This window comes from Microcoleus asticus IPMA8, assembly GCF_013179805.1.
Classification (GTDB): Bacteria; Cyanobacteriota; Cyanobacteriia; order Cyanobacteriales; family Microcoleaceae; genus Microcoleus; species Microcoleus asticus.
On record NZ_SRRZ01000023.1, the window covers coordinates 1 to 20,453 of the forward strand.

General features: G+C 44.3%; 21 protein-coding genes and 4 pseudogenes. 17 read left to right on the plus strand and 8 right to left on the minus strand.

Annotation, left to right across the window (positions count from 1 at the left end; genetic code table 11):
- Positions 1-91: 91 nt before the first annotated feature.
- The 3 genes and pseudogenes from E5S67_RS08460 to E5S67_RS33200 all read right to left on the minus strand — a co-directional run.
- Positions 92-298, minus strand: a pseudogene (locus tag E5S67_RS08460) (reverse transcriptase N-terminal domain-containing protein); the annotation flags it as partial.
- 620 nt (positions 299-918) lie between these two features.
- Positions 919-2,199 (minus strand): RNA-guided endonuclease InsQ/TnpB family protein, encoded by a 1,281-nt coding sequence (locus tag E5S67_RS08465; protein WP_246276681.1) that lies wholly within the window; start codon positions 2,197-2,199, stop codon positions 919-921.
- A gap of 208 nt (positions 2,200-2,407) precedes the next feature.
- Positions 2,408-2,653 (minus strand): hypothetical protein, encoded by a 246-nt coding sequence (locus E5S67_RS33200; RefSeq protein ID WP_246276682.1) that lies wholly within the window; start codon positions 2,651-2,653, stop codon positions 2,408-2,410.
- 274 nt (positions 2,654-2,927) lie between these two features.
- On the opposite strand from E5S67_RS33200, the gene E5S67_RS08475 reads away from it, so the two are divergent.
- The 3 genes from E5S67_RS08475 (at position 2,928) to E5S67_RS08485 (ending at position 4,075) form a co-directional block, all read left to right on the plus strand.
- On the plus strand, positions 2,928-3,263 hold the full coding sequence (locus E5S67_RS08475; RefSeq protein ID WP_015179744.1) for a nucleotidyltransferase domain-containing protein: 336 nt from the start codon (positions 2,928-2,930) through the stop codon (positions 3,261-3,263).
- A complete protein-coding gene (locus E5S67_RS08480; protein WP_015179743.1) occupies positions 3,260-3,655 on the plus strand; it encodes a HEPN domain-containing protein in 396 nt (131 codons plus the stop codon). The genes E5S67_RS08475 and E5S67_RS08480 overlap by 4 nt, the downstream gene beginning before the upstream one ends.
- A gap of 240 nt (positions 3,656-3,895) precedes the next feature.
- The gene (locus E5S67_RS08485; RefSeq protein ID WP_172186618.1) at positions 3,896-4,075 is read left to right on the plus strand and encodes a hypothetical protein; all 180 of its coding nucleotides are present in this window, start codon (positions 3,896-3,898) and stop codon (positions 4,073-4,075) included.
- Between the two features lie 136 nt (positions 4,076-4,211).
- On the opposite strand, the gene E5S67_RS33205 is transcribed toward E5S67_RS08485, so the two are convergent.
- Positions 4,212-5,441, minus strand: coding sequence for a ParB N-terminal domain-containing protein (locus E5S67_RS33205; protein ID WP_246276683.1), 1,230 nt, complete (start codon positions 5,439-5,441; stop codon positions 4,212-4,214).
- Between the two features lie 178 nt (positions 5,442-5,619).
- On the opposite strand from E5S67_RS33205, the gene E5S67_RS08500 reads away from it, so the two are divergent.
- The 3 genes from E5S67_RS08500 to E5S67_RS08510 all read left to right on the plus strand — a co-directional run bounded on the left by E5S67_RS08500 (position 5,620) and on the right by E5S67_RS08510 (position 7,553).
- Positions 5,620-5,853 carry a hypothetical protein gene (locus E5S67_RS08500; RefSeq protein ID WP_172186619.1) on the plus strand — a complete coding sequence of 78 codons (234 nt, stop codon included), beginning with the start codon at positions 5,620-5,622 and terminating at the stop codon, positions 5,851-5,853.
- Between the two features lie 152 nt (positions 5,854-6,005).
- Positions 6,006-6,626 (plus strand): Uma2 family endonuclease, encoded by a 621-nt coding sequence (locus E5S67_RS08505; protein ID WP_172186620.1) that lies wholly within the window; start codon positions 6,006-6,008, stop codon positions 6,624-6,626.
- Between the two features lie 72 nt (positions 6,627-6,698).
- Positions 6,699-7,553 carry an IS5 family transposase gene (locus E5S67_RS08510; protein WP_216670290.1) on the plus strand — a complete coding sequence of 285 codons (855 nt, stop codon included), beginning with the start codon at positions 6,699-6,701 and terminating at the stop codon, positions 7,551-7,553.
- Between the two features lie 266 nt (positions 7,554-7,819).
- Here E5S67_RS08510 and E5S67_RS08515 read toward each other — a convergent pair whose 3' ends face one another.
- The 3 genes from E5S67_RS08515 to E5S67_RS08525 all read right to left on the minus strand — a co-directional run bounded on the left by E5S67_RS08515 (position 7,820) and on the right by E5S67_RS08525 (position 10,030).
- Positions 7,820-8,341: a hypothetical protein gene (locus E5S67_RS08515; protein WP_246276684.1), complete on the minus strand. Its 522-nt coding sequence runs from the start codon at positions 8,339-8,341 to the stop codon at positions 7,820-7,822.
- A gap of 177 nt (positions 8,342-8,518) precedes the next feature.
- Positions 8,519-8,878, minus strand: a complete 360-nt coding sequence (locus E5S67_RS08520; protein WP_015179737.1) for a hypothetical protein — start codon at positions 8,876-8,878, stop codon at positions 8,519-8,521.
- Between the two features lie 426 nt (positions 8,879-9,304).
- Entirely contained in the window at positions 9,305-10,030 is a 726-nt protein-coding gene (locus E5S67_RS08525) for a primosomal protein (RefSeq protein ID WP_172186623.1), read from the minus strand.
- A gap of 162 nt (positions 10,031-10,192) precedes the next feature.
- On the opposite strand from E5S67_RS08525, the gene E5S67_RS08530 reads away from it, so the two are divergent.
- The 5 genes and pseudogenes from E5S67_RS08530 to E5S67_RS34675 all read left to right on the plus strand — a co-directional run.
- Positions 10,193-11,863, plus strand: coding sequence for an ATP-binding protein (locus E5S67_RS08530; RefSeq protein WP_172186624.1), 1,671 nt, complete (start codon positions 10,193-10,195; stop codon positions 11,861-11,863).
- 418 nt (positions 11,864-12,281) lie between these two features.
- Positions 12,282-12,869, plus strand: coding sequence for a hypothetical protein (locus tag E5S67_RS33210; protein WP_246276685.1), 588 nt, complete (start codon positions 12,282-12,284; stop codon positions 12,867-12,869).
- A 10-nt stretch (positions 12,870-12,879) separates the two neighbouring features.
- Positions 12,880-13,086: a hypothetical protein gene (locus tag E5S67_RS33215; protein WP_246276686.1), complete on the plus strand. Its 207-nt coding sequence runs from the start codon at positions 12,880-12,882 to the stop codon at positions 13,084-13,086.
- A gap of 324 nt (positions 13,087-13,410) precedes the next feature.
- Positions 13,411-14,482, plus strand: a pseudogene (locus E5S67_RS08540) (IS630 family transposase).
- Positions 14,481-14,841 (plus strand): annotated as a pseudogene (locus tag E5S67_RS34675) (IS1 family transposase); the annotation flags it as partial. The pseudogenes E5S67_RS08540 and E5S67_RS34675, both read left to right, overlap by 2 nt.
- On the opposite strand, the gene E5S67_RS08550 reads toward E5S67_RS34675, so the two are convergent.
- On the minus strand, positions 14,830-15,153 hold the full coding sequence (locus E5S67_RS08550) for a helix-turn-helix domain-containing protein (protein ID WP_216670292.1): 324 nt from the start codon (positions 15,151-15,153) through the stop codon (positions 14,830-14,832). The pseudogene E5S67_RS34675 and the gene E5S67_RS08550 overlap by 12 nt on opposite strands.
- A gap of 76 nt (positions 15,154-15,229) precedes the next feature.
- On the opposite strand from E5S67_RS08550, the gene E5S67_RS08555 reads away from it, so the two are divergent.
- The 6 genes and pseudogenes from E5S67_RS08555 (at position 15,230) to E5S67_RS08580 (ending at position 20,290) form a co-directional block, all read left to right on the plus strand.
- Positions 15,230-15,787, plus strand: a complete 558-nt coding sequence (locus tag E5S67_RS08555; RefSeq protein ID WP_339382797.1) for an SDR family oxidoreductase — start codon at positions 15,230-15,232, stop codon at positions 15,785-15,787.
- A gap of 58 nt (positions 15,788-15,845) precedes the next feature.
- Positions 15,846-16,790, plus strand: coding sequence for a zinc-binding dehydrogenase (locus E5S67_RS08560; protein ID WP_172186626.1), 945 nt, complete (start codon positions 15,846-15,848; stop codon positions 16,788-16,790).
- Positions 16,791-16,859: 69 nt separating this feature from the next.
- Positions 16,860-17,237 carry a hypothetical protein gene (locus tag E5S67_RS08565; RefSeq protein ID WP_172186627.1) on the plus strand — a complete coding sequence of 126 codons (378 nt, stop codon included), beginning with the start codon at positions 16,860-16,862 and terminating at the stop codon, positions 17,235-17,237.
- 122 nt (positions 17,238-17,359) lie between these two features.
- Positions 17,360-17,716, plus strand: coding sequence for a RidA family protein (locus E5S67_RS08570; protein ID WP_246276687.1), 357 nt, complete (start codon positions 17,360-17,362; stop codon positions 17,714-17,716).
- Between the two features lie 108 nt (positions 17,717-17,824).
- A complete protein-coding gene (locus tag E5S67_RS08575) occupies positions 17,825-18,202 on the plus strand; it encodes a nuclear transport factor 2 family protein (RefSeq protein ID WP_172186629.1) in 378 nt (125 codons plus the stop codon).
- Positions 18,203-18,608: 406 nt separating this feature from the next.
- Positions 18,609-20,290: pseudogene (locus E5S67_RS08580) on the plus strand (IS1634 family transposase).
- Positions 20,291-20,453: the final 163 nt, after the last annotated feature.

Below are 20,453 nucleotides of genomic sequence, written 5' to 3' on the forward strand. Positions count from 1 at the left end.
GGTTTCGAGTGTTGCCACCCTTCCCTATTAACCTGCTGAAAGCAGGTGTGACGCTTTCGGATTTCTCCTTGGCGCGTCAACGAGCCGCACTGCCGCAATTATCCTGAGTTACCCGACGAACCGCTAATGCTTTTGCTGCCCAAGAACTTATCAACAGTTTCTGGAGTCTGCGTACTAGCTTGACATCACCACGATTAGACGCTTGATATATCCGCTTTTGCAATTTAAAAACGTTACGCTCTAGCTTTCGCCAGTTGATAGCGTTCCATTCATACATCGGTTTTTCTGCCGTGTTCATAACATATTCATTGCTACTTGTAGCTATACCATCCGTATTACCGTAAGTCCGTTAGCATATCCTCACCATTACAGTGAGGCGTTGGCTTTTGACTCAATCTCTACCACCTGTTACCTGGGAATCCAGATGTTTCGTCTTAGCTGACTGCTCGAAGTATTCGACCTCTCCGAGAGTAATCAGATGGGTTACTTCGTTCCTCATAACCATTGTTTTGTTCCGTTAGGATGTCACCTTTTCACCGAGTTTTTGGGTAACGTAGGTATGCCAATAAAAATCCTCATACCACCCTGTACTAATGCCCTTTTGGGACTCCCAGCGCAAAAAGCCTTATTTCGCTGGTTCGCCGTAACGGTGATTCAGGCAGTGACTTCGCATTTGCTATCCATAGGAACTTGCTCACGGGATACCACTTTAGGCTAGTAGTTCTTTCCGCTTTTATCCCCGCTTCACCGATTGAGGGCTAGTCGCTACAGTGGGGGATATGCTTTCACCTCTACGTCTGAGGGGCAGGGCTTAACGATTTCTAGGATACTGACGCTCACCTGCAAGGTTATGAAGTTGTCATCTACAAGGGATTAAAGTGCGAACTCAATCATGATGGATTACCCTGTAGAAGCCAGTCATCCCCCGATTTCTCGGTTTCGACTGAACGAATCGCACTTAATCGCGGCGTTAACATCGCGATCGACCATTAAAGAATGTTGCTCATCCCAATAGCTTCGCATACCGCAATCGGTGAAAACAATTTCATTCCGATAGCACAGAACCATTGAGGTATAAGCAGGTTTTTGCGGAACGACGACTGATCCAGCTTTTTCGGCTATGTATTCCAGCGTCTTAAAAAACTGACCGAACGCAGCATCCAGCCAAGACTTATTTAGTCCTGATTTAGCTGATTGACCGTTTGGGAGGTAAGTACCCTCATTATCTTGCTTAACTTTATTCCGTTTCGTTAAGTCTTTTAAGTTTAAGTCCTCATGAAAAAAGAATTTAGCTCCAGACCTGACAAGTCTGTGAGCTGTTTTGTAGTGGAAATCTTGGCGACAGCGCGCTATTTTTTGGTGCTGTCTCGCTTCTTTTTTGGCTAATTTCCGTCGGGCTTTAGAACCGCGCTTCCGTTTGTTCCGCTTCCTTGATATCTGGTCTAACTTAGCTTGGTTTTTGCGAAGCGGTTTCAACGAAGGTAGCTTTTCCCCTGACGATGTTGCTAAATAGACATCTTGATGTAGCACCGCATCCAACCCAATTGAGTTATCCCAGTTTGGGGTAACTTTATCAGGAATAAACTGGGGTACTGAAGCGTCTTCAAGCATTATCTGGATGAACCAACCGTCAGCCTTTCTAGTTACACTAATTTGCTTAATAGTGAATCCATCGGGGATTGGGCGGTGCATCCGAACTTTTATGACACCCAACTTCGGCAATCGGATATAAAACCAATTCTTGCGAACCAGCTTAATCCAGTCGTTATTAGCCGTAGAAAAAGTCATCGTCCGGTAATCCGCTTCAGTCTTGAATCGGGGCTTACCCGATCGCCCGCCTTTACTGTCCCCTACGATAAACCGCTCAAAGGCTTTATCTACTCGCTTAGAAACATCTTGCAGAATAGTTGAATCTACCTGCTTGAAGTCCAATAGCTCGCCACTGTGGAAGACTTTTACTAGGTCTTTTTTGATGACTGGTAATTGTTGTTTTTGGGAATAGTAGTTAGGCTGTTCACGAGGCGTAGAGATGCTAGCAACTAATGGGCAAGCATTTATAGCAGTCCGGTTACTCTCCCACCAATCAAATCGATCGCCTAGCTGCCTGTTGTACCAATAGCGACAAATCCTCAACCAATGATTTAGGCTTAACTTTTGAATGGTGTTGGGATAGAACTGATACTGATATGTTACTTTCATTGCGCTACGACCTTTACGCATTTGCTGAGAATAAAAATACCAGAAAAAACTATATTGTGTCAAGCAGTAATTTAATAATTATGTCAAGTAACGATGTTGGCAAATAAAGATTTGTTCATATCGTCATCCACACCTTCATTGCTCGCCCGCTATGCTGGCGAGGACATGAAAATGTGGAATCCTCGATTCACGCGCCTCTCATCCCACACTAATCAAGCTTGTGTGTGTTCTCAATCTGTTCTAAATACTGCAATTCGGTGGGAGTAAGAGCCGTTGTTCTTTCTAACAAGTTGAGGATTTCTATCTCAAAAGGATCTAGATTTCCTAATTGGTGAAGTCGGCCAGTGCGATCGCAAATTTCTTGAAGTCCGGGTTGATTGTCTAGCGGTACAGCAGTGAGAGCCGAGTGTTTGAATGTGTACAAGTGCATAGTAACGGTGGGGATGTGTCGCATCTACACAGTGGCGGTTTTCTCGCCGACTGACTGAATGCGGCCTAACCTGCCGTTAACGTCCTGGCGAGCTGGCGCGTACACCTCTACTAAGGAACCAATTTTGAGCGTCAGGTGGTGAGCGATGGCAGGTTGCTTTTCAGGTTTTACCGAACGACATTGCCCCTGTAAAGTTTTGGCAACTTGAGCCGGACGACTACGAGCATCATTTGCCAGTATAATTGGTATATTGCCAACATCTTAGCTAAAAACATCATCGATTGGCTTATAAACAACTATGCCAACTTCAACGATCAATGTTCAACTCAAAGAAATTATTGCCCAAATCCGCCAGGGATTAGAAAATCTTTATGGCGAACAGTTAATCCGAATCATTCTCTATGGTTCCCAAGCCAGAGGCGATGCTAGACCGGACTCCGATATTGATATATTAATCCTTCTCAAACAACCCTTCAATTACTCCCAAGAAAGCGAGCGTATTTCTGTTTTGATTGCCGATATATGCTTAGAACATACCGTCGTGATTAGCTGTATGTTTGCCACACTTCAGAAGTACCAAGAGTATGAAAGCGGTTTCTTTCGCAATATCCGTCGCGAAGGAGTCCCAATATGAACCCAGAGCAACAAAGGTTACTTGATAAAGCTGATAGAACTTTGCAGGCTGCACGGGTTTTATGTGAGCAAGGCTTTTTTGATTCTGCCGCTTCCCGCGCTTATTATGTGATGTTTTACATAGTCACTGCATTTTTAGAGTCAGAGAAATTATCTTATTCTCGCCACTCCGCTGTCATCGCCGGTTTCGGTCAAAAATTTGCTCGTTCGGGCCGCGTTCCGGTGCAGTTCCATCGTTACCTAATAGATGCCCAAAAAACTCGATTAGAAGCTGACTATAACGCTGATATACAAATCTCACAAACAGACGCAGTGCAAACAATAGATCGGGCAGAAGAAATGCTCAACTTTGCTTTGGCAAATATTGATTCTATTCCTCCATCCTCTCCTTGATTGAGTAGATAGCCTGCTTTCCACTCCTGCACCCGCCAACTAAAGAAACCGGGTTTTTCAGCAGATTCAACACTGCGATTCAGTATTTTCGTAAAAAACCCGGTTTCTGGGCCTCCCTCTTTGAGTCCTATATATTAACTTTTATTATAAAAACTCCGATTTTGCGTAAAAATACCCCGCGAAATCCCAATACACAATAGAAGGCTTTCACCTTCGGAGCAAATTCACTCCCCAAAAACTATGACAGCCACAACTATGCCGATCGCCCCGATCGCCCCTTACAGCCACCGTCTAGCCACCGCAACCGACGCAAAGGATCTCGCCCCTCTCTGGCAAGCATTCGCTGCTGAACGCGAATCGATCGACCCCTCAATGCTAGTCAAACCTAACTTTGAATTTGAAAAATACGTCATCAATTAAATCAAAAAACCCCTTTCTTTCTGCTGGTTATTAGAACACAGCGACAGCATCATCGGTTGTCTATTTATCTACTATTACGACGAAGCCCCGCCTGCAAATCTCCCCGAATATTTGATTCAGCAACACCATGAGGCACTCAATCAAGTTTGTGTCTATCCTCAATCTGTTCTAAATACTGCAATTCGGTGGGAGTAAGAACCGTTGCTCTTTCTAACAAGTTCAGAATTTCGACTTCAAACGGATCTAGATTTCCTAATTTGTGAAGTCGGTCAGTGCGATCGCAAATTTCTTGAAGTCCGGGTTGATTTTCGAGCGGCCGGGCGGTGAGAGCTGAGTGTTTGAAGGTATGCAAATTCATGGCAAGAGTAGGGATGTGCCGCATCCACACGGTAGCCGTTTTCTCGCCCACTGACTGAATGCGCCCCAACCGACCGTTAACGTCCTGGCGATCGGGCGCGTACACTTCCACCAAGGAACCAATTTTGAGCGTCAGGTGGTGGGCGATCTTAGGTTCGCCTTCAGGTTTTACTTTTTTGTCGCGCCCCTGTAAAGTTTTGGCAACCTGAGCCGGATTGCTGCGAGTGTCGTTTGCCAAAGCGATGACCTGCTTCTTGGTCAGCCCAGCAGAGCGATTCAGTATTTTCCACTTCACTTCGTCCCCTCCAATAAAACTGAGAGCATCCACAGCTCGAGTAAATTGGGCATCCCGGTAAATCGTTCTGGGGGAAGCTTTGAACCGTTCTCCTAACTCTCGTGCTGTTTTGTCTGTCAAGCTGCCATTTTGACAGCTTGCGCCTTCTGGCATTGTTTTGTCTGTCAAGTGGTCATTTTGACAGCTTGCCTCATCTGGCATTGTTTTGTCTGTCAAGCTGCCATTTTGACAGCTTGCTCTATCTGGCGATATTTTGTCTGTCAAACTGTCAAAATGACAGTTTGCCGAACGCTTGCCCCCGTGAGATTCCTTGGTCAGCTCGTACCAGGTGCCGCGCAGGTAGCTAACGGATTCTGGCGTCAAGCTGCGCCGTCCCAGTTGGTTGGCGATCGTCCAGACCTTGACTGCATTTCGACTGTCAAAAGACATCTCTACAATTTTGTATGGTATGCCGTGCGCGGTACAGATGGCGAACCTGTTGTGGCCGTCGATGAGAAGCTTTTCCTCGACCCAGACTACTAACGGATCGCGGCATCCTTCCTCCAGAATGCTCGCTTGCAGGGCGGCTTTTTCGTCTTTACTCAGGGGAGGAATGAGAGATTGAAATTCGGGGTCGATTCGCAGTTGTTTCGCAGCACAAGAGGTACACCCTCCAATACCCCCCGGCAAAACAATTAACGCTTGCGGCTCCCGATCGTCTGCTTCTGATTGCATTTGACGCATTCCTGGCGAGTTTGTTGAATGCAAGGCTCGCCCGCGCTCGACCGCAACCGGAGTAGGGGAGTCAGCGCGGGCAGGAATTTTCTTGAACTATTCAACACTAACATAGTTATCGTCGAGAAGCCTCCAGAAAATGCGAAAATAGTAAAAAAAAGGAAATGCTATCGACGCTATGTCACCCAGGAAAGGAATTCACCCCCATCCCAACTCACTAGCCAACCTCAACCGCTCTGGGGGACAACCCCGCTATGAAGAACCCAAGAAGCAAAGAAATATTCAGGTAACATCGGTAGGATGGGAAGGAATTCGCGCGATCGCCATTGAACGCGGATTGAGTCTCAACGAGTTGATAGAACAGATTGGCCGGGGTCTGATTCCCCTTGACACTGGTGAAAAAAGTAACTAATTGCCAGATATGGAAAGGGAGGTTAGAGCAAAAAAACTTTCTATCAACTCGTTACTAAAAGTTTTATTGATAGTAACAACGGTGTTTTTATCGGTCAAAAAATGTTCCAACTTACGGTATTGTGCCCTGCCCATGTATCAGGAAAAAATATAATGGTTCAATCACCTCCAAAACTTATAACTGTTGATGAATTTATTACAAACTACGGCGACAGCGATTGTTACGAACTGATTGATGGTGAATTAACCGAAATGGAACCAACAGGGCCGCACGAACAAATATCCGGTTTTCTGGGACGAAAACTGAATGTAGAAATTGACCGCCTGGATCTACCCTACCTTATCCCCCCTCGCTGTCTTATCAAACTATTAGGAACAGCAACAGCCTTTCGCCCCGATGTGCTTGTATTAGACCAAACTCGACTAATTAATGAACCTTTGTGGCAACAAAAACCTGTAATTACATCAGGTTCCTCACTTAAACTGATTGCTGAAGTCGTTAGCACCAACTGGCAAAACGATTACGCTCGCAAAGTTGAAGATTACGCCATACTAGGAGTGCCTGAGTATTGGATTGTTGACTATTTGGGCATTGGTGGCAGAGAATATATTGGCAAACCCAAACAGCCGACAGTTATTATTTGTACGCTGCGAGAAGACGAGTATCAAAAACAGTTGTTTCAAAATGACGATCTGCTTATTTCATCAATCTTTCCCGACTTGCAATTAACCGCACAAAAAATCTTCGCGGCCGGCAGATATGCTGCTATGTAGCTTATAGAACCCATTTGACATCTTATGAGGTTTTGAATTAAGGTACTCCTCAGCATCTAAAATCTAATGCTAATGGCGTATTCCAGTGACCTGACTGATGCAGAATGGGAAATTTTTGAACCCTTATTGCAAAAGATACTACCAACTAAGAAGCAGACTCGACCGACCAACTGGACAAAGCGAGAGATCTTCAATGGAATTCTCTATCAACTGAAAAATGGGTGCAATTGGCAAGACTTACCCAAAGACCTCCCCCCTTATTCCACCGTCTATTGGCACTACAAACAGTGGCGAGCCGCTGGGGTATTCGAGGAACTGATGAGTGTCTTACATGGACAAGTGCGTGAACAGGTAAAAAAAAAACCGCACTGGACGACGTTGATCATCATTGACTCCCAAGCGGTGAAAAATACCTGCAATGCCAGTGTGGAGTCGAAAGGTTTTTGTTTCTACAAAGCCACCAACGGCATTAAAAGACATCTAGCTATTGATACCCTTGGGTTTCCCTTCTTTACGCACTGCACTCGCGCCAATCTCTCGGATGATGCCGGATTAATTGAGATGTTTACTCTCAACATCGACTACTTCAAGTCAAAACCTATCGATATTCCCAAGATTACCATCCTTCTAGATCACGGGTATCACCCAGAATATTTGACTCAGGAGTTAGAGCGGATTTACCCGGAGATCATGACCAAAATCCAGTTTCAACTTTCTCCGAAACTCTCAAAACAAGAGAAAGCAGCACAAGGAAAATGTGGATTTGTTCCGGCAGTAGCCAGATGGGTGATCGAGCGCTCCAACGCTTGGATGGAGCGTTGTAAAATTCTGGTTAAGAACTTTGAACGAACCCTAGCTGGTGCCACTGCCAAACTTAACCTCTGCTTCATCAGGCTAATGATTAAGAGGCTTGCAGTCCCTTCCTAAGATGTCAAATGGGTTCTATATCCAGGTAACGTCGGTAGGATGGAGAGAATTCGTGCGGTGCGATCGTCGCAATTGAACGGGGATTGAGTCTCAACGAGTTGATAGAACAGATGGGCAGGGGTCTGATTCCCTTTGGCAATGGTGAAAAAAGTAACTAATCGCCAGATATGGAAAGGGAGGTTAGATAAAAAAAACTTTCTATCAACTCGTTACCAGAAGTTTTTTTGAAAAAGAACACTAATTTAGTCGTTGATTCTTCGAGCATTTTAACTAGCTTTCAAAATTTGCTCAATTAGGGAGACAACTTGCTGCGGTCGATGCTCAAAGTGCTTCTTAATTTGAAATTTTAACGAATCTGCTGGCACATCTTTTTTGTTGAGTTTAAGGCGAATATGCTCACTTCGTGGGAGAGTGGAATTGAGCGCTCGAATAACGGTGCGGCATTGTCGAAGAGTGAGGCTATCGACTTGAATGAAGGGTAGATTAAATGTGTCGGTATCGAGTTGAATATTAGAAGCAAATTCGGCTTTAACTTGTAGCGAAAAGCTGAGGCGCTGTTCTTCTGTGGGTTCTGGAGTTGCTGCACCTTCGGCAACAGTAGGAAAGGAAGCAATTTTATTGAGAAGAGGCACAAAATCTGGGGCAAGTTCTGCTGAGAGTTTTTCAGAAGGATTCATCCGCTTCGATGCTAACAGCGTAGCGATATAGTGAACAATTAAGCCACCGTAACCAAAAAATACCACAGTTTCAATTGTGAGGGTGAGAAAATGCTGAATACGTTCGTACATAATTCTAATTTGCAAGTGGAACATCTCTCAAACGCGCTCGCGTTTAATATCAAAACCTTACTAAAGCCTTCTGAGAATGCGATCGTAAATATCGCAAAGGGAACTGGTGCGGTGGGTGGGCAAATAAAATCCTGCTTGGAGCAGGATTTTATCCCCTTTATCGGGGGTCGTCATTGATTACTTGACAAAATCATCAATCTCTTCATTATCGTCAGTTGCCTTTTTCTTATGAGAAGCTTTGACTGCCGATTCGATATAACGGAAGTGCAAGTCAATCACTGCTTGCTCAGATGAAAGCCAGTAAACGTTGCTCAAGATTTCTTCAAGCATCTCGTCAGCCGAGTAGCCTTCATATTGCTTGTTAAACCAAGTATTGAACGCTTCCCAGTCAAGAGCTTTACCTTTCTGCAACTGTCGTTGTTTGGCACGTCCCGTTAACTCGCGGGCAACGTGCAAAAACATCTCGAAGCGCTGTTCTTCAAGAGTTTCTGCAAATTGCTTTTGCATCGGAGTTGGAGCGGATTTGCGATTAGCCATGATTAACACTCCTTGTGTTTTTTTTCACAAGTAAAGCGACGGCAGTCTGCTAATTACAATTAATTCAAAAAAATTAGTGGGTGGGTGAGTGGGTAAAATTAAATTCACAATCAAGGTCAAAATTTCCTTGATTGTGAATTTGTTGGGTCTGCTTCCCAGAGCGTCCTGATTCGGACGGTGGCGACAATCATTACCCAGAAATGAAGGAGAAGGGGAAGGGGAAGGGGAAGGATAATTTTTTTAGTAATAACGCGATTTTACTAAAGTTTTTCTACCCTTCTCCCAAGTTTTTCTACCCTGTCCGTTCCTTCCCCTTCCCCCTCCCCCTCCCCTTATTAAATGAATCGCGATTCGTGGAAAAGGCCTCGATAGAGGCAAAAAAATGCTCTGCTTTTTCAGCAGAGCTTTCTAATCAAACTTTAGCAATTATTCGTCGTCTTCCTCAAATTCTTCCTCTTCGTCTAAACTAAAATCATCCTCCTCATCGTCATCATCCTCATCCTCATCGCCTTCGGAGTCTTCGTCATCCTCATCAATTTCATCGAGTATGTCATCAATTTCATCATCTTCATCATCGAGTTCGTCGTCCTCATCGAGTTCTTCAGTATCTTCTTCAGAGGATTTAGCTAACTCGTTGCGACGCTTTAAGCTTTGAGCATTGAACTCCATTAAATCGGCAATGGCAGCTTGCGGGTTGTCAGCAATTGTATCGTAAAGTTGGCTCATCGCTAAGGCAACAACTTCGACATCATACTTGAGTTCTTCGGGCCGGCCAACTAGCTTGGGAAACACAGTATTGTTCCACTCTTGCCAGTCGAACTTTTTACCATTGCCATTGCCGTTGCGCTTGTTCAACTGAGCTTGAATATCCAATCCCAGTTTTTCGCGAATTGCGTGGCCAACCTTTGTCGAAATACGGCTATCGCGACGCTGAATTGTCACACCGTACTTCTTATGAATTGTATTCCGAATCTGTTTGACTAGCTCGACAGCAAGTTGCTCAGGGCTGAGGTTAGATTGAGGTTTTAATTTTGCTCCATTGTTAATGCTAACTGTTTTACTGTTTTGCTTTTCAGGCGGTTGAGATTTGGCAGGCACTGGTGAATGAGAGCGAATGGGAGTGGCTGCGGTTTGCTTTTTACTTGTGACCATGATTGACAATTTAACTTGCATAACATCAATTTATTAGTGCCGTTAGGCACAATTACCCCCTCCACTTGAGGGGGAGAATTTCGCTCATTAGCAGGACGCTAAATTTTAATTATGTTAGTTAAAATTTAAGGTTAAACATCCTCAGTTTAGTTGTATAAAATCATGAATTTTTTCACTACTTGGTCTAATTTAAGAGTCCCTCAAACTCCAATATTTGCCCTCGAATATTACAGTGCAGATCGCCAAAAAATATTGTCATCATTTCATCAGTACGCCAGTGAGTGTTGTTTACCTGTTTATTATTGGAATCCTGGCTATGCAACTCTTCAACAGGTGCGGTGTTTGGATAAACATCTCCCGAATTTAGGTTGTCATTCAGATATGGCAAGCGTTTCAGATATTTCCGAGATGTATAGTGAATGCGTCTTATGCAAAACTGAGCTATCTGTCGAGAGTGATGTCCTGCAATTTCTGCTGGAAAATGACTGTCCCGGTATCTTTTTGTTAGAGGACATTTTGGAGTCAGACAGTACCGAACAGCCTCTTGTCCGCCGTTATTCTCAATTGGCTAACGCATTCTTTGAGCTGAAAGGGCGTTGGGCTGAGCAATATTGGGTACTGCTGGGCGAGTACATCCAACTGCCATCAAAGCTAAGTCCATTAATTCCTCTACTCAAATGTCCGTTACCCGATCGTTTTGAAGTCGAAGTTCTTGTAGATAATTTTTGCGATCGCAATTGTTCCCTTGATTTTGGCTCAGATGCGGTAGCTGCTAAAAAACGGCTGGCTGTTTCGAGTCTAGGGCTGCCAACTGCTGAAATTGAATTAGTGTTAGATCGATCGCTCTCTGTGACCGCTTCAGTTGTCCAAATCGCACAGTTGGTATTGGAGCATAAAATATCGCAACTTCGAGACCAGGGGTTGGAGTTCATTGCTTCTCCAGACGTGCCTCATGCTGGCGGTTTAGATTTATTAGATGCTTATTTGAGCGAAGTCGTAAAGCTGTCAGAAGCTGATGCCAAGAAATATCACCTCAGACCTCCCAAAGGAATGCTGCTGTGGGGGCCGCCGGGGACGGGCAAAAGTTTGAGTGCAAAGCTAGCTGCTAAGAAGCTAGGTTATGCGCTTTTAGCAGCAAGTTGGGGCAATATTCTAGGTTCCTCTAATCCCGATCGCGCTCTCAACAAAATGCTGGATACAGCAGATAATTTGGGCGGCTGCGTGTTGTTCTTTGACGATTTTGACAAGGGTTTTTCTGGCTGGGAATCAAATGCTGATGGCGGTGTAGCTAGGCGGCTGTCGCAGAAATTGCTCACATGGATGCAGGAGCATGAAAGCCCCGTGTTAATGTTAGCTACTGTTAACCGCTTAGAAATGCTGCCGGCTGAACTTATCCGCAGATTTGACGACGGCGGAATCTGGTTTGTGGATTTGCCACACAGCGGCGCTCGCTATGAGATTTTCAATTTGCACTTAGCTAAGTATTTCCCAGAGCAGTTTGGGGAAGGAAAAGAGAATCTTTGGAGCGACAGGCAGTGGTATTCATTACTATCTGATTATGCCGGAGCAACGAGTGCTGAAATTGCGATCGCAGTTAAACGCTGTGCCCAGCGAGCTTATTGTGAAGGGCGACCTGGTAAAATTGAATTGGCCGATCTGCGTTATCAGAGAACTCAGTTTGTTCTGTCGTCTGAGCGTTCTTCTGAAGATATCCAGGGCATTCGCAACAAAGCGTCCTTTGCTCGGCCTGCTTCTGGGAGGGATCAGTCTAAATTTGCGGCGGCAGAGCAAGAATTATTCGAGTATCGGCCACCTGCTTACGAGAAAAGTTGAGTGTACGATAAACAACAATAGCATGGCTTTGTTGGTGAGCCAAAAAGTTTTGACTGTTGATAGAATTAGCGCAAAAGTTTTATGGCACTTTCTATAGCAGGACTTACGCCCAGCCTCTGAATAAGCCTGAAATAGCGGGCAATCCCCCCGTTTGTGGTGGTGGCGTTGCGTCCAGGACTGTCTGGGAAATAATAACCCGTGCATTTGTTATTAACCTGATGCACGGATTATTGTATAAGTAATCTAAGACTTAACTTGGACGCGGTAGCCGCAATTTTCAAGGCATAGTTTTACTCAGGGTAAACGCCTAGGGGGGTGACGACCCGCCCCAAAGCCATAGTTAGTAAGGATTGAGCCAATTTGTGGTAAAAAAAGATAGGCAGCAGAGTTGTTACACGCTTGCCTATCCAAAAAAATAATGATACTAAGATTCTACCAGAGTCATTTACAAAAATACCTGACGCCATCTCAGTTTTTGGTGATGACAATTTTGCTATCCTTGATGCAATCAGAAAAACAAGTGAGATTAGAGAGGCTCTCCCGAGTATTTCCCTGTCTAATTACAGCCGAAAGTCGGCGACGTAAATTACAAAGGTTTTTAGATTTACCTCACTTAACGATTGAATTAATTTGGTTCCCATTAATTAGTTATTGGTTGACAACTTATTGCCGTGCTGGTACTCGCTTATCAATTGCAATAGATCGCAGCCAATGGGGCTGTATTAATTTGTTCATGGTTAGCTTAATCTGGGAGCGAAGAGCAATTCCATTATACTGGTCATTACTACCCAAATTGGGCAGCAGCAACTTCGAGTCACAAACGACAAATCTACAGCAAGTTTTACCATTATTTTCATCAGATAAAGTCATCGTTTTAGGAGACCGTGAATTTTGTTCGATTGACCTAGGAAACTGGCTGAAGCAAAAGGGTGTGTCTTTTTGCTTAAGACTGAAGAAGAATCATCTTAATCGAAACAGAGCATTTAGTTTGGCAGCGATTAGATGAATTAGGAATAGTGCCGGGAACCTCTTTATATTTTCAAGGTAAAAGAGTGAGAAAAACTCAGCCTGCTACTGGATTTGATGTTGCTTGTAAGTGGAAAAGAAACTATGGGGCATGGAAGCTTGATGAAGCGTGGTTTATTCTGACAGATTTAGGTTCATTGCAGGCAGCGATCGATGCTTATAAGCAACGGATGGGTATCGAAGAAATGTTCCCTTGATTGTAAAACAGGAGGCTACGATCTGGAAGGAACTAGCTTAAAAGGCAACCGACTGATTAACATAATTCTGCTGATGACACTCGCCTATAGTTTGGCAATATTTGAAGGTACTGAACTTCGGAAAAAGCAGGTAGGGAAATATGTATGTCGGCGTCAGGAACCTAAAAAAAGATATCGAAGACGGAGTACATTTGGTGTTGGATTAGATGGAGAAAAGTGGGTTAATTATCTCGAACAATATTCTTTGGAGGTGGAACAGTTAATGAAGTTATACCATTTTTTTAAAGATATGATAGACTTGTAAAAACCAAGGAGCAAATTAAAATGTCGGGTCGCCCTCAGATAAAAATTACCGAATCTGTAGAAACTTTGCACGGACTTCTCAAGCAACAAACCAGGATTTTAGCTTACAATAAAGTCCAAATGCTTTATTTATTTCAGTCAAAGCAAGTATTAACTGTACGGGAAGTATCAGCAATTTTAGGTAAAGGTGAGGCTACAATTCATCGCTGGCTCTTTCAATACAAACATGGCGGTCTGGAAAATTTGTTAAAAAATCGGCAGGTTTTTGGTCGCCCAAAAAAGTTCTCAGTTGAAATAGTGGCTTCCCTGCGACAAGAGTTGAGAGATCCTGAAGGATTTCAGAATTATCAAGAAGTTCATCTCTGGCTCTGGTTGATTAAAGGAATAACCAGTAGTTATCCGGCTGTATATTCTGTGACAAGAGGTGAGTTAAAAAGTAAATTAAAAATTCCTCGACCTCGCAGTATTTCCCAAAAAGCTACAGCAATCAATGACTTCAAAAATAGCCTGCATCAACAGATAAAAGCATTGCTAGAAAAAGCTTCGCCTCAAGTAAACAAATATAATAAAGTCAGCTTTTGGTGTAGTGATGAAACTCGGTTAGGACTCCACACACTTCGCCGTCGCAAGCTAACGCTTTCCGGTGTAAAACTCATCGGGCAGCATCAATGGAAATTTGAGAGTTTCTGGTTATATGGGGCAGTATGGATCGGTAGTGATAGAAGTTTTTTTTGGGAGTTTTCCCCCTTAGATCGAGTTTGTTTTGAAGCCTATTTACAACTATTATCAACGCAGTATCCCGATGAATTACATATCATTCAAGTTGATAATGCACGACTCGCATAATTTATGTTCATCCCACTTGCCAGACAATATTATTTTACTATTTCAGCCTCCAGCTTGTCCGGAAGTAAATCCCACAGAAAGAGTCTGGGAGTATCTCAAAGATTTTTTAGCTTGGTCAGTTTTTAGTAGTCTTGATGAACTCCGCATGAAAGTTCAGGAAATTTTAGCATCTTTCACCGATCGTGTTATCGGTTTTCTCACGGGATGGTCTTGGATTTTACATTCTTTATCTCTATCACATCTTTAAAAAAATGGTATTAGCTCTCGACTCCAATACTCGTGAAATTGTCGGTGTTTATATTGGGGCAAGGGACGAAGCGGCAGCCCGTCAATTATGGAATTCCTTACCTCCGGTTTACCGGCAGTGTGCGGTTGCTCACACAGATTTCTGGGCAGCCATGGAGCAGTGCTACCGAAAAAGCGTCATCAACCTGTGGGTAAAGAAACGGGTAAGACCAGTTATATTGAACGATTCAACAACACCTTACAAAGAGCGAGTTTCTCGCTTAGTACGCAAAACCTTGTCGTTTTCTTGCGTCATTAGACAACCATATCGGTGCAATCTGGTATTTCATCCATCATTATAATGCATCATTACTTGTTTAGCACTACCCAATAGTTAAATGTATCATTAGCTGTATACTCACTTACTCCAAACTGAATGCCCAGAAGTTGAAATGTTGTCATATGCCTCAGATAAACCAAGGTTGAAATTATTTGTTCGGGAATAGATAGTTTGGGTTTTCGACCTCCTCCACCCGCAATAATTCTCACTTTTTTTGATTCTAGTAAAGCTTGTTTTTCATGATGTAATCGTTCGGCATTTTGGAGCAATTGTTGTAACTGTTCATATTCCAGACCAATTAATCGCTGTGTTTCTTTATGATTCTCTTCAATATGATTCAGGATGTCGCTCATGTTTCTATCTCAAAAAAGCTTTACGCTCTTCTTGTACCACAAAATGTTACTATTTTGGAGATGTCTATCGAGTGAGGTGGATGTCCGAGAATTGGTGCACAAAGCGATCGCAATCTACGGCAAACTGGATTGTGCCTTTAACAATGCTGGCATCGATCTTGTTGTGACACCGTTGCATGAACAATCGATCGAGGATTTTGACAAGATCCTGTCGGTCAATGCACGATGGCTATTCTTGTGTATGAAATACGAAATTCAGCAGATGCTAACCCAAGGCGTAGGCGCGATCGTGAACAATTCGTCCACCAATGGTCTTGTTGCGCTGCCAGGAATCTCTCCCTACGTTGCCAGCAAACACGCGGTGATGGGGCTCACACGCACTGCCGCACTTGACTATGCCAAACAGGGCATTCAGATTAATGCTGTTAATCCCGGTTCCATTGCGACTGATCTAATGGCTCGTAGCGCTGACCAGATAGGCATAACGTTCGATGATCTTGGGTCTATGGTTCCGATCGGTCGGATCGGTCAGGCAACGGAAATTGCTCAAGCGGTTGTGTTTCTTTGCTCTGATGCTGCCAGCTATATCACGGGACAACCCTTAGTGATCGATGGTGGATATACAGCAAGTTGATTGAAACAGTTCTATCTAGAACATGAAACTATAGCCCTCTACACACAAGGATATTGCGATGCGTAGACTCGTGAGTTCACCAGATGCCGTTGGCAACCTCACCTTTCAAGACACTGAAGTTCCTACTCCGAAGGCTAACGAGTGCTTGATTCGCGTCAAGGCATTTTCGATGAATCGGGGCGAACTCAAGCGATCGCAAAACGATCCACTGGGCACTCCAATTGGCTGGGATGTCGTTGGCGTTGTTGAACAAACAGCACAGGACGGCAGTGGTCCACCCACAGGGACAAAAATTGTTGCCCTCTCTATCCGCTCGGAGGGCTGGGCAGAATATGTAGCAATTTCCACTCGCTTTCTAGCTATCATTCCCCAGGGCATATCACATACCGATGCCGCTACACTGCCCGTCGCAGGGTTAACAGCACTGTATGCAGTGGAAAAGGGATCTCGTTTACTAGGAAGTCGGGTGCTGATCACAGAGGCAACAGGGGGAGTGGGACTCTTCGCCATGCAGCTTGCTCGGATGATGGGAGCCAGCGTCGTTGCCCAAATTCGTCAGTCAGCGCAAGAAGCATTTGTGCGAGATTACGGCGCAGATGAAGTGGTGGTGACCGAAACCGGGCAAGAAGCCGAGCAGTTCGCGCCTTATCGACTGATTGTCGATGGAGTAGGAGGTGAATTGGTCGGGAAGCTAACTGCGTTTTTGGCTCAAGGAGGCACCTGCGTTTGTTATGGCAGTAGCAGCGGCAACGAGATGAAGCTGTCCCTGGCAGACTTCTATTCCGAGAATGGAGGACAGCGCACGCTTTACGGGTTCACGCTGTACACCGAAGTAGAGCTGGAAAGTGCTAGTTCTGGGCTGGCTCGTCTGCTGAGTTTAGTTGAGCAGGGGCGGCTCAAAACGCATATTGATCGAGCAGTTTCGTGGCGTGAAGCAGACGTAACGTCGGCTGATTTGATCTGGCGCAGATTTTCAGGTAAGGCTGTGCTGCATGTGGACTAATTGTTGTTCATCGGCTGAGTCATGTCAGCCACCTAGGAATAGATTATCGCTGAGCTTTATTTACAAAGAATGAAACAATTTACCTTGTTTACTTTCCTGTATCTGGCGCTGGGAGTTTGTCTAACAGCGATCACGCTTGGATACCCAAACCTGTATTCGGGTCTTCAAACAAGCTTGTTCGTCAGTGCAGGAGCCTCCTACATTGCTTGTCTCCTCAGCACCTTCCCATTCTGGCGCGAGACGACGATCCGCCTCTATCGCGGACGGAATTCAGAGGTCATTCTACCCTGGTTGGTGATTGGAGTGAACATTGTTTGGATGATCTGGGAAGTTCAGAGTCAGAACTGGACGATGGAAGCCATTTTACAAGCGTTTTCGCGGCTAATAGTTGTCTTACTTTTTGCAGAAATCATTGTGATTACCTGGCAAGTGAATTCTGAACATTAGGGTCTAAATCGGATGATGCCGAAACAAACTCGTTTCAGCAACGCTAGATAGAGCAAATATACTACACAAGGAACGCCATGAATAAGCCCGAGTTTTTTGTCACCCCCGGGTATGGGGAATACATGTTGAATGAATTGCATTACTCCCAAGCGGTAAAAATTGGCAATCGAGTGGAGACATCAGGTCAAGGTGGCTGGGATGACAATCTGCAAATTCCCGAACCGCTTGCGGATGAGATTGCCCAGGCGTTTCGGAATGTAGAGCGAACCTTGGCAACTGCTGGTGCGGATTGGGAGGATGTTGTCCACGTCAATTCTTACCATGTTGGCGGGTTTCCCCCAGAAGTTAACGATGTGATGGTCAGGCTATTTCGCCATTACATGCCCAACCATGCCCCAATTTGGACACAGGTAGGAGTCGCGGCTCTTGGGCTGCCAACGATGCGGATTGAAATCCGTGTTACTGCAATTGTTCCGTGAATTTTGCACAAGCGGCAACGGGGTGATTCGGCGGCTAAGAAGGACGCACCGATCGGGAAACCGCTCTCGCTCCGTTAAAGCATCTACTTGAACAGAGGAGAAATTCAGATGTCAGACAAAAATAAAGCAATCTTAGAAGCGGCAAACGCGGCGATCGCTCAAGGCAACTATGAAGAATTTTTGTCGTTCTGCACCGACGACACGCAATGGACAGTGGTAGGCGACAAGACCCTTCAAGGGAAGGAAGCCGTTCGCCAATGGATGGCAACGGAGTATGTGGAACCGCCTTTGAATATCGTTGCGAACTTGATCGCTGAGGGGGATTTCGTCACGGCTCTCGGCGACCTCACAATCAAGGACGAAGAGGGGAAGACGGCTCATTACTCGTACTGCGATGTCTGGTGCTTTCGCGGCGGCAAGATGGTCGAATTAAAGGCTTTCGTGATCAAAACCAAGGTCAAGGATGAAAGCAGCAACGCGGCATAAAAGGAATCGATTATCATGAAAATTTTTTCTCATCACCTGCGAGAACGAAACTTGAAACCCACATTCCCCACCCTCAACTGGCATACACAGTTGGGGTGCTAATGGAGAGTAGATCGGTTTGTTAAACTTGAGTATAAATACTCAGAAAGCCGTGTCACGATCGCGGATGCGGGTCAATTCTGAAAAATACAGCCGACGGAAGTGCTTCCAGAAAGATCAGGGAGATTAAGTGCGCCCGACAACAACCAACCTGTGTCGCTCGAAAGCTTGGTAAAACGATTCAGGATGAAAATGTGTGATTGTGTAAATTAACAACAAAAATCAATTATTCCCTGTGCAATACTGCGGATAAAAATAGTCTATCTAAACTCAGGTAGCAAACAATTCGATCGAGCGAGAGAAACCCGTGCATCAAGCAACTGAGATCGCCGTCTCTAACCTCGACCATCTTGGTCTAATAGCAGGTCTAGTTGATGAAATAGAAATTGTCCAAAAAATCAACGAGTTAGTAGGGGAACAACCAGGTGAGATTGTCAGTCCGGGTCAGGCAGTCAAAGCGATGATTATCAATGGGTTAGGGCACGTTGGGGCTCCATTATACTTATTCCCCAAATTTTTTGAAGGCAAAGCAATCGAACATTTAATGGGTGAAGGTATTCAAGCATTACACCTTAACGAATACCGTTTAGGTAGAGTATTAGACAAGCTATATTTGGTAGGAAGCAGCCAAATATTTACAAGTATCGCATTAGCCGCAGCTCAAAAATTTGAGATCGATACAGAGACATCCCTTTTAGATTCAAGTTCCTTTCACCTGCATGGCAAATACGAATCAGAGCTAGCATCTGTATCTGTTATCGAGTCAGAAACGGCACTCGATCACGGAGATGGCGAGTCCACTAAACCTCTGTCATCGACCGTACCAATTAAGATTACCTACGGCTACTCCCGCGACCACAGGCCCGACTTAAAACAATTCATTTTAGATTTAATTTGTAGTAGCGATGGAGATGTACCACTATTTTTACGGGTGGGTTCGGGAAATGAATCAGATCGTGCCGTATTCACATCAATTTGTCAGGAGTTTAAACAACAGTTAAATCTGGACAGTTTAATGGTTGCAGATAGTGCATTATATTCAGCCCCCAATTTATCCATGTTAACCAATTTAAGATGGTTAACTCGCGTACCGTTGAGCCTAAAACAATCGCAGCAACTGGTATCTCAGTTAAATGAAGCAGAATTTACCTCCAGTTCCGTGAGTGGATATAGTTGGTCAAAACACAAAAGTAATTATGGTGGAATTGAACAAAGATGGTTAGTAGTAGAGAGCCGCTTGCGACGCGAGTCAGACCGACAAAAACTCAAAAAAAAACTCAAAAAAGCCAAAGCTGAAGCTCAGAATAAACTGCAAGAACTCTCAAAAATTGAATTTGCTTGTGCCGCAGATGCTGCCGCAGCAGCTCATCGCTTATCCAAACAACTAAAATTTTACAAGATCACCCAAGTTAGTAGCAAAGAAATTACAGCACAAACTGATACTAATGCGAAAAATGCTCGCGAGAAATCCAGCTCGAAACTGAGATTTAAAGTTCAAGGAAAACTGGAACCAGATACAGGTGCGCTCGCCCAAGAAACCAAAGCCTGTGGCAGGTTTATTCTCGCCACTAACGTGCTGGACGCTAAGCAATTAGAGCCTGACGATATGATTGTGAAATATAAGGAACAGCAGTCAGCGGAAAGAGGGTTTGGATTCTTGAAAGATCCGCTATTTTTTACGGACAGTGTATTTCTCAAGTCGCCGGAAAGAATCGAAGCTTTGGCATTGGTAATGGGTTTGTGTTTGTTGGTCTATACTTTAGGTCAAAGGTTACTGCGTCACAATTTGCAACGCACTAATTCCAATTAAAAAATCAGTTAGGTAAACAAACTAATTGACCGACGCTCCGTTGGATTTGTCAGATTTTTCAATCGATTCATCTTGTGAGCCTGCAAGGGATTCAACAAATTTCTAATTTAACAGCCGAGCGAATGGTTATATTAAACTTGCTGCCGCTCTCCTGTAAGTCTTATTATTTATTACTCTGAAATCAAGAAGTTTGCTAATTGGAGCCAAACTGACTGAAACGTCAGAAATATTTGATTCAGTAGTGATGTATAATTGTCAGGCTGCTGAAGATATCTGCTGTCCCTTAATAGTTAATTATGACGGATGAAGGTGTTGTTAGAGATGAAGAATCTAGGACTGATG

Bases quoted from the DNA above. Each gene is read 5' to 3' on its own strand.
- E5S67_RS08465 (WP_246276681.1), bottom strand. From the start codon at position 2,199: ATGAAAGTAACATATCAGTATCAGTTCTATCCCAACACCATTCAAAAG.
- E5S67_RS08505 (WP_172186620.1), top strand. From the start codon at position 6,006: ATGGTTCAATCACCTCCAAAACTTATAACTGTTGATGAATTTATTACA.
- E5S67_RS08575 (WP_172186629.1), top strand. From the start codon at position 17,825: ATGTCAGACAAAAATAAAGCAATCTTAGAAGCGGCAAACGCGGCGATC.
- E5S67_RS08510 (WP_216670290.1), top strand. From the start codon at position 6,699: ATGGCGTATTCCAGTGACCTGACTGATGCAGAATGGGAAATTTTTGAA.
- E5S67_RS08485 (WP_172186618.1), top strand. From the start codon at position 3,896: ATGACAGCCACAACTATGCCGATCGCCCCGATCGCCCCTTACAGCCAC.
- E5S67_RS08475 (WP_015179744.1), top strand. From the start codon at position 2,928: ATGCCAACTTCAACGATCAATGTTCAACTCAAAGAAATTATTGCCCAA.
- E5S67_RS33210 (WP_246276685.1), top strand. From the start codon at position 12,282: ATGATACTAAGATTCTACCAGAGTCATTTACAAAAATACCTGACGCCA.
- E5S67_RS08520 (WP_015179737.1), bottom strand. From the start codon at position 8,878: ATGGCTAATCGCAAATCCGCTCCAACTCCGATGCAAAAGCAATTTGCA.
- E5S67_RS08570 (WP_246276687.1), top strand. From the start codon at position 17,360: ATGTTGAATGAATTGCATTACTCCCAAGCGGTAAAAATTGGCAATCGA.
- E5S67_RS08480 (WP_015179743.1), top strand. From the start codon at position 3,260: ATGAACCCAGAGCAACAAAGGTTACTTGATAAAGCTGATAGAACTTTG.
- E5S67_RS08550 (WP_216670292.1), bottom strand. From the start codon at position 15,153: ATGAGCGACATCCTGAATCATATTGAAGAGAATCATAAAGAAACACAG.
- E5S67_RS08565 (WP_172186627.1), top strand. From the start codon at position 16,860: ATGAAACAATTTACCTTGTTTACTTTCCTGTATCTGGCGCTGGGAGTT.
- E5S67_RS08525 (WP_172186623.1), bottom strand. From the start codon at position 10,030: ATGGTCACAAGTAAAAAGCAAACCGCAGCCACTCCCATTCGCTCTCAT.
- E5S67_RS08530 (WP_172186624.1), top strand. From the start codon at position 10,193: ATGAATTTTTTCACTACTTGGTCTAATTTAAGAGTCCCTCAAACTCCA.
- E5S67_RS08515 (WP_246276684.1), bottom strand. From the start codon at position 8,341: ATGTACGAACGTATTCAGCATTTTCTCACCCTCACAATTGAAACTGTG.
- E5S67_RS08560 (WP_172186626.1), top strand. From the start codon at position 15,846: ATGCGTAGACTCGTGAGTTCACCAGATGCCGTTGGCAACCTCACCTTT.
- E5S67_RS33205 (WP_246276683.1), bottom strand. From the start codon at position 5,441: ATGCAATCAGAAGCAGACGATCGGGAGCCGCAAGCGTTAATTGTTTTG.
- E5S67_RS33200 (WP_246276682.1), bottom strand. From the start codon at position 2,653: ATGCGACACATCCCCACCGTTACTATGCACTTGTACACATTCAAACAC.
- E5S67_RS08500 (WP_172186619.1), top strand. From the start codon at position 5,620: ATGTCACCCAGGAAAGGAATTCACCCCCATCCCAACTCACTAGCCAAC.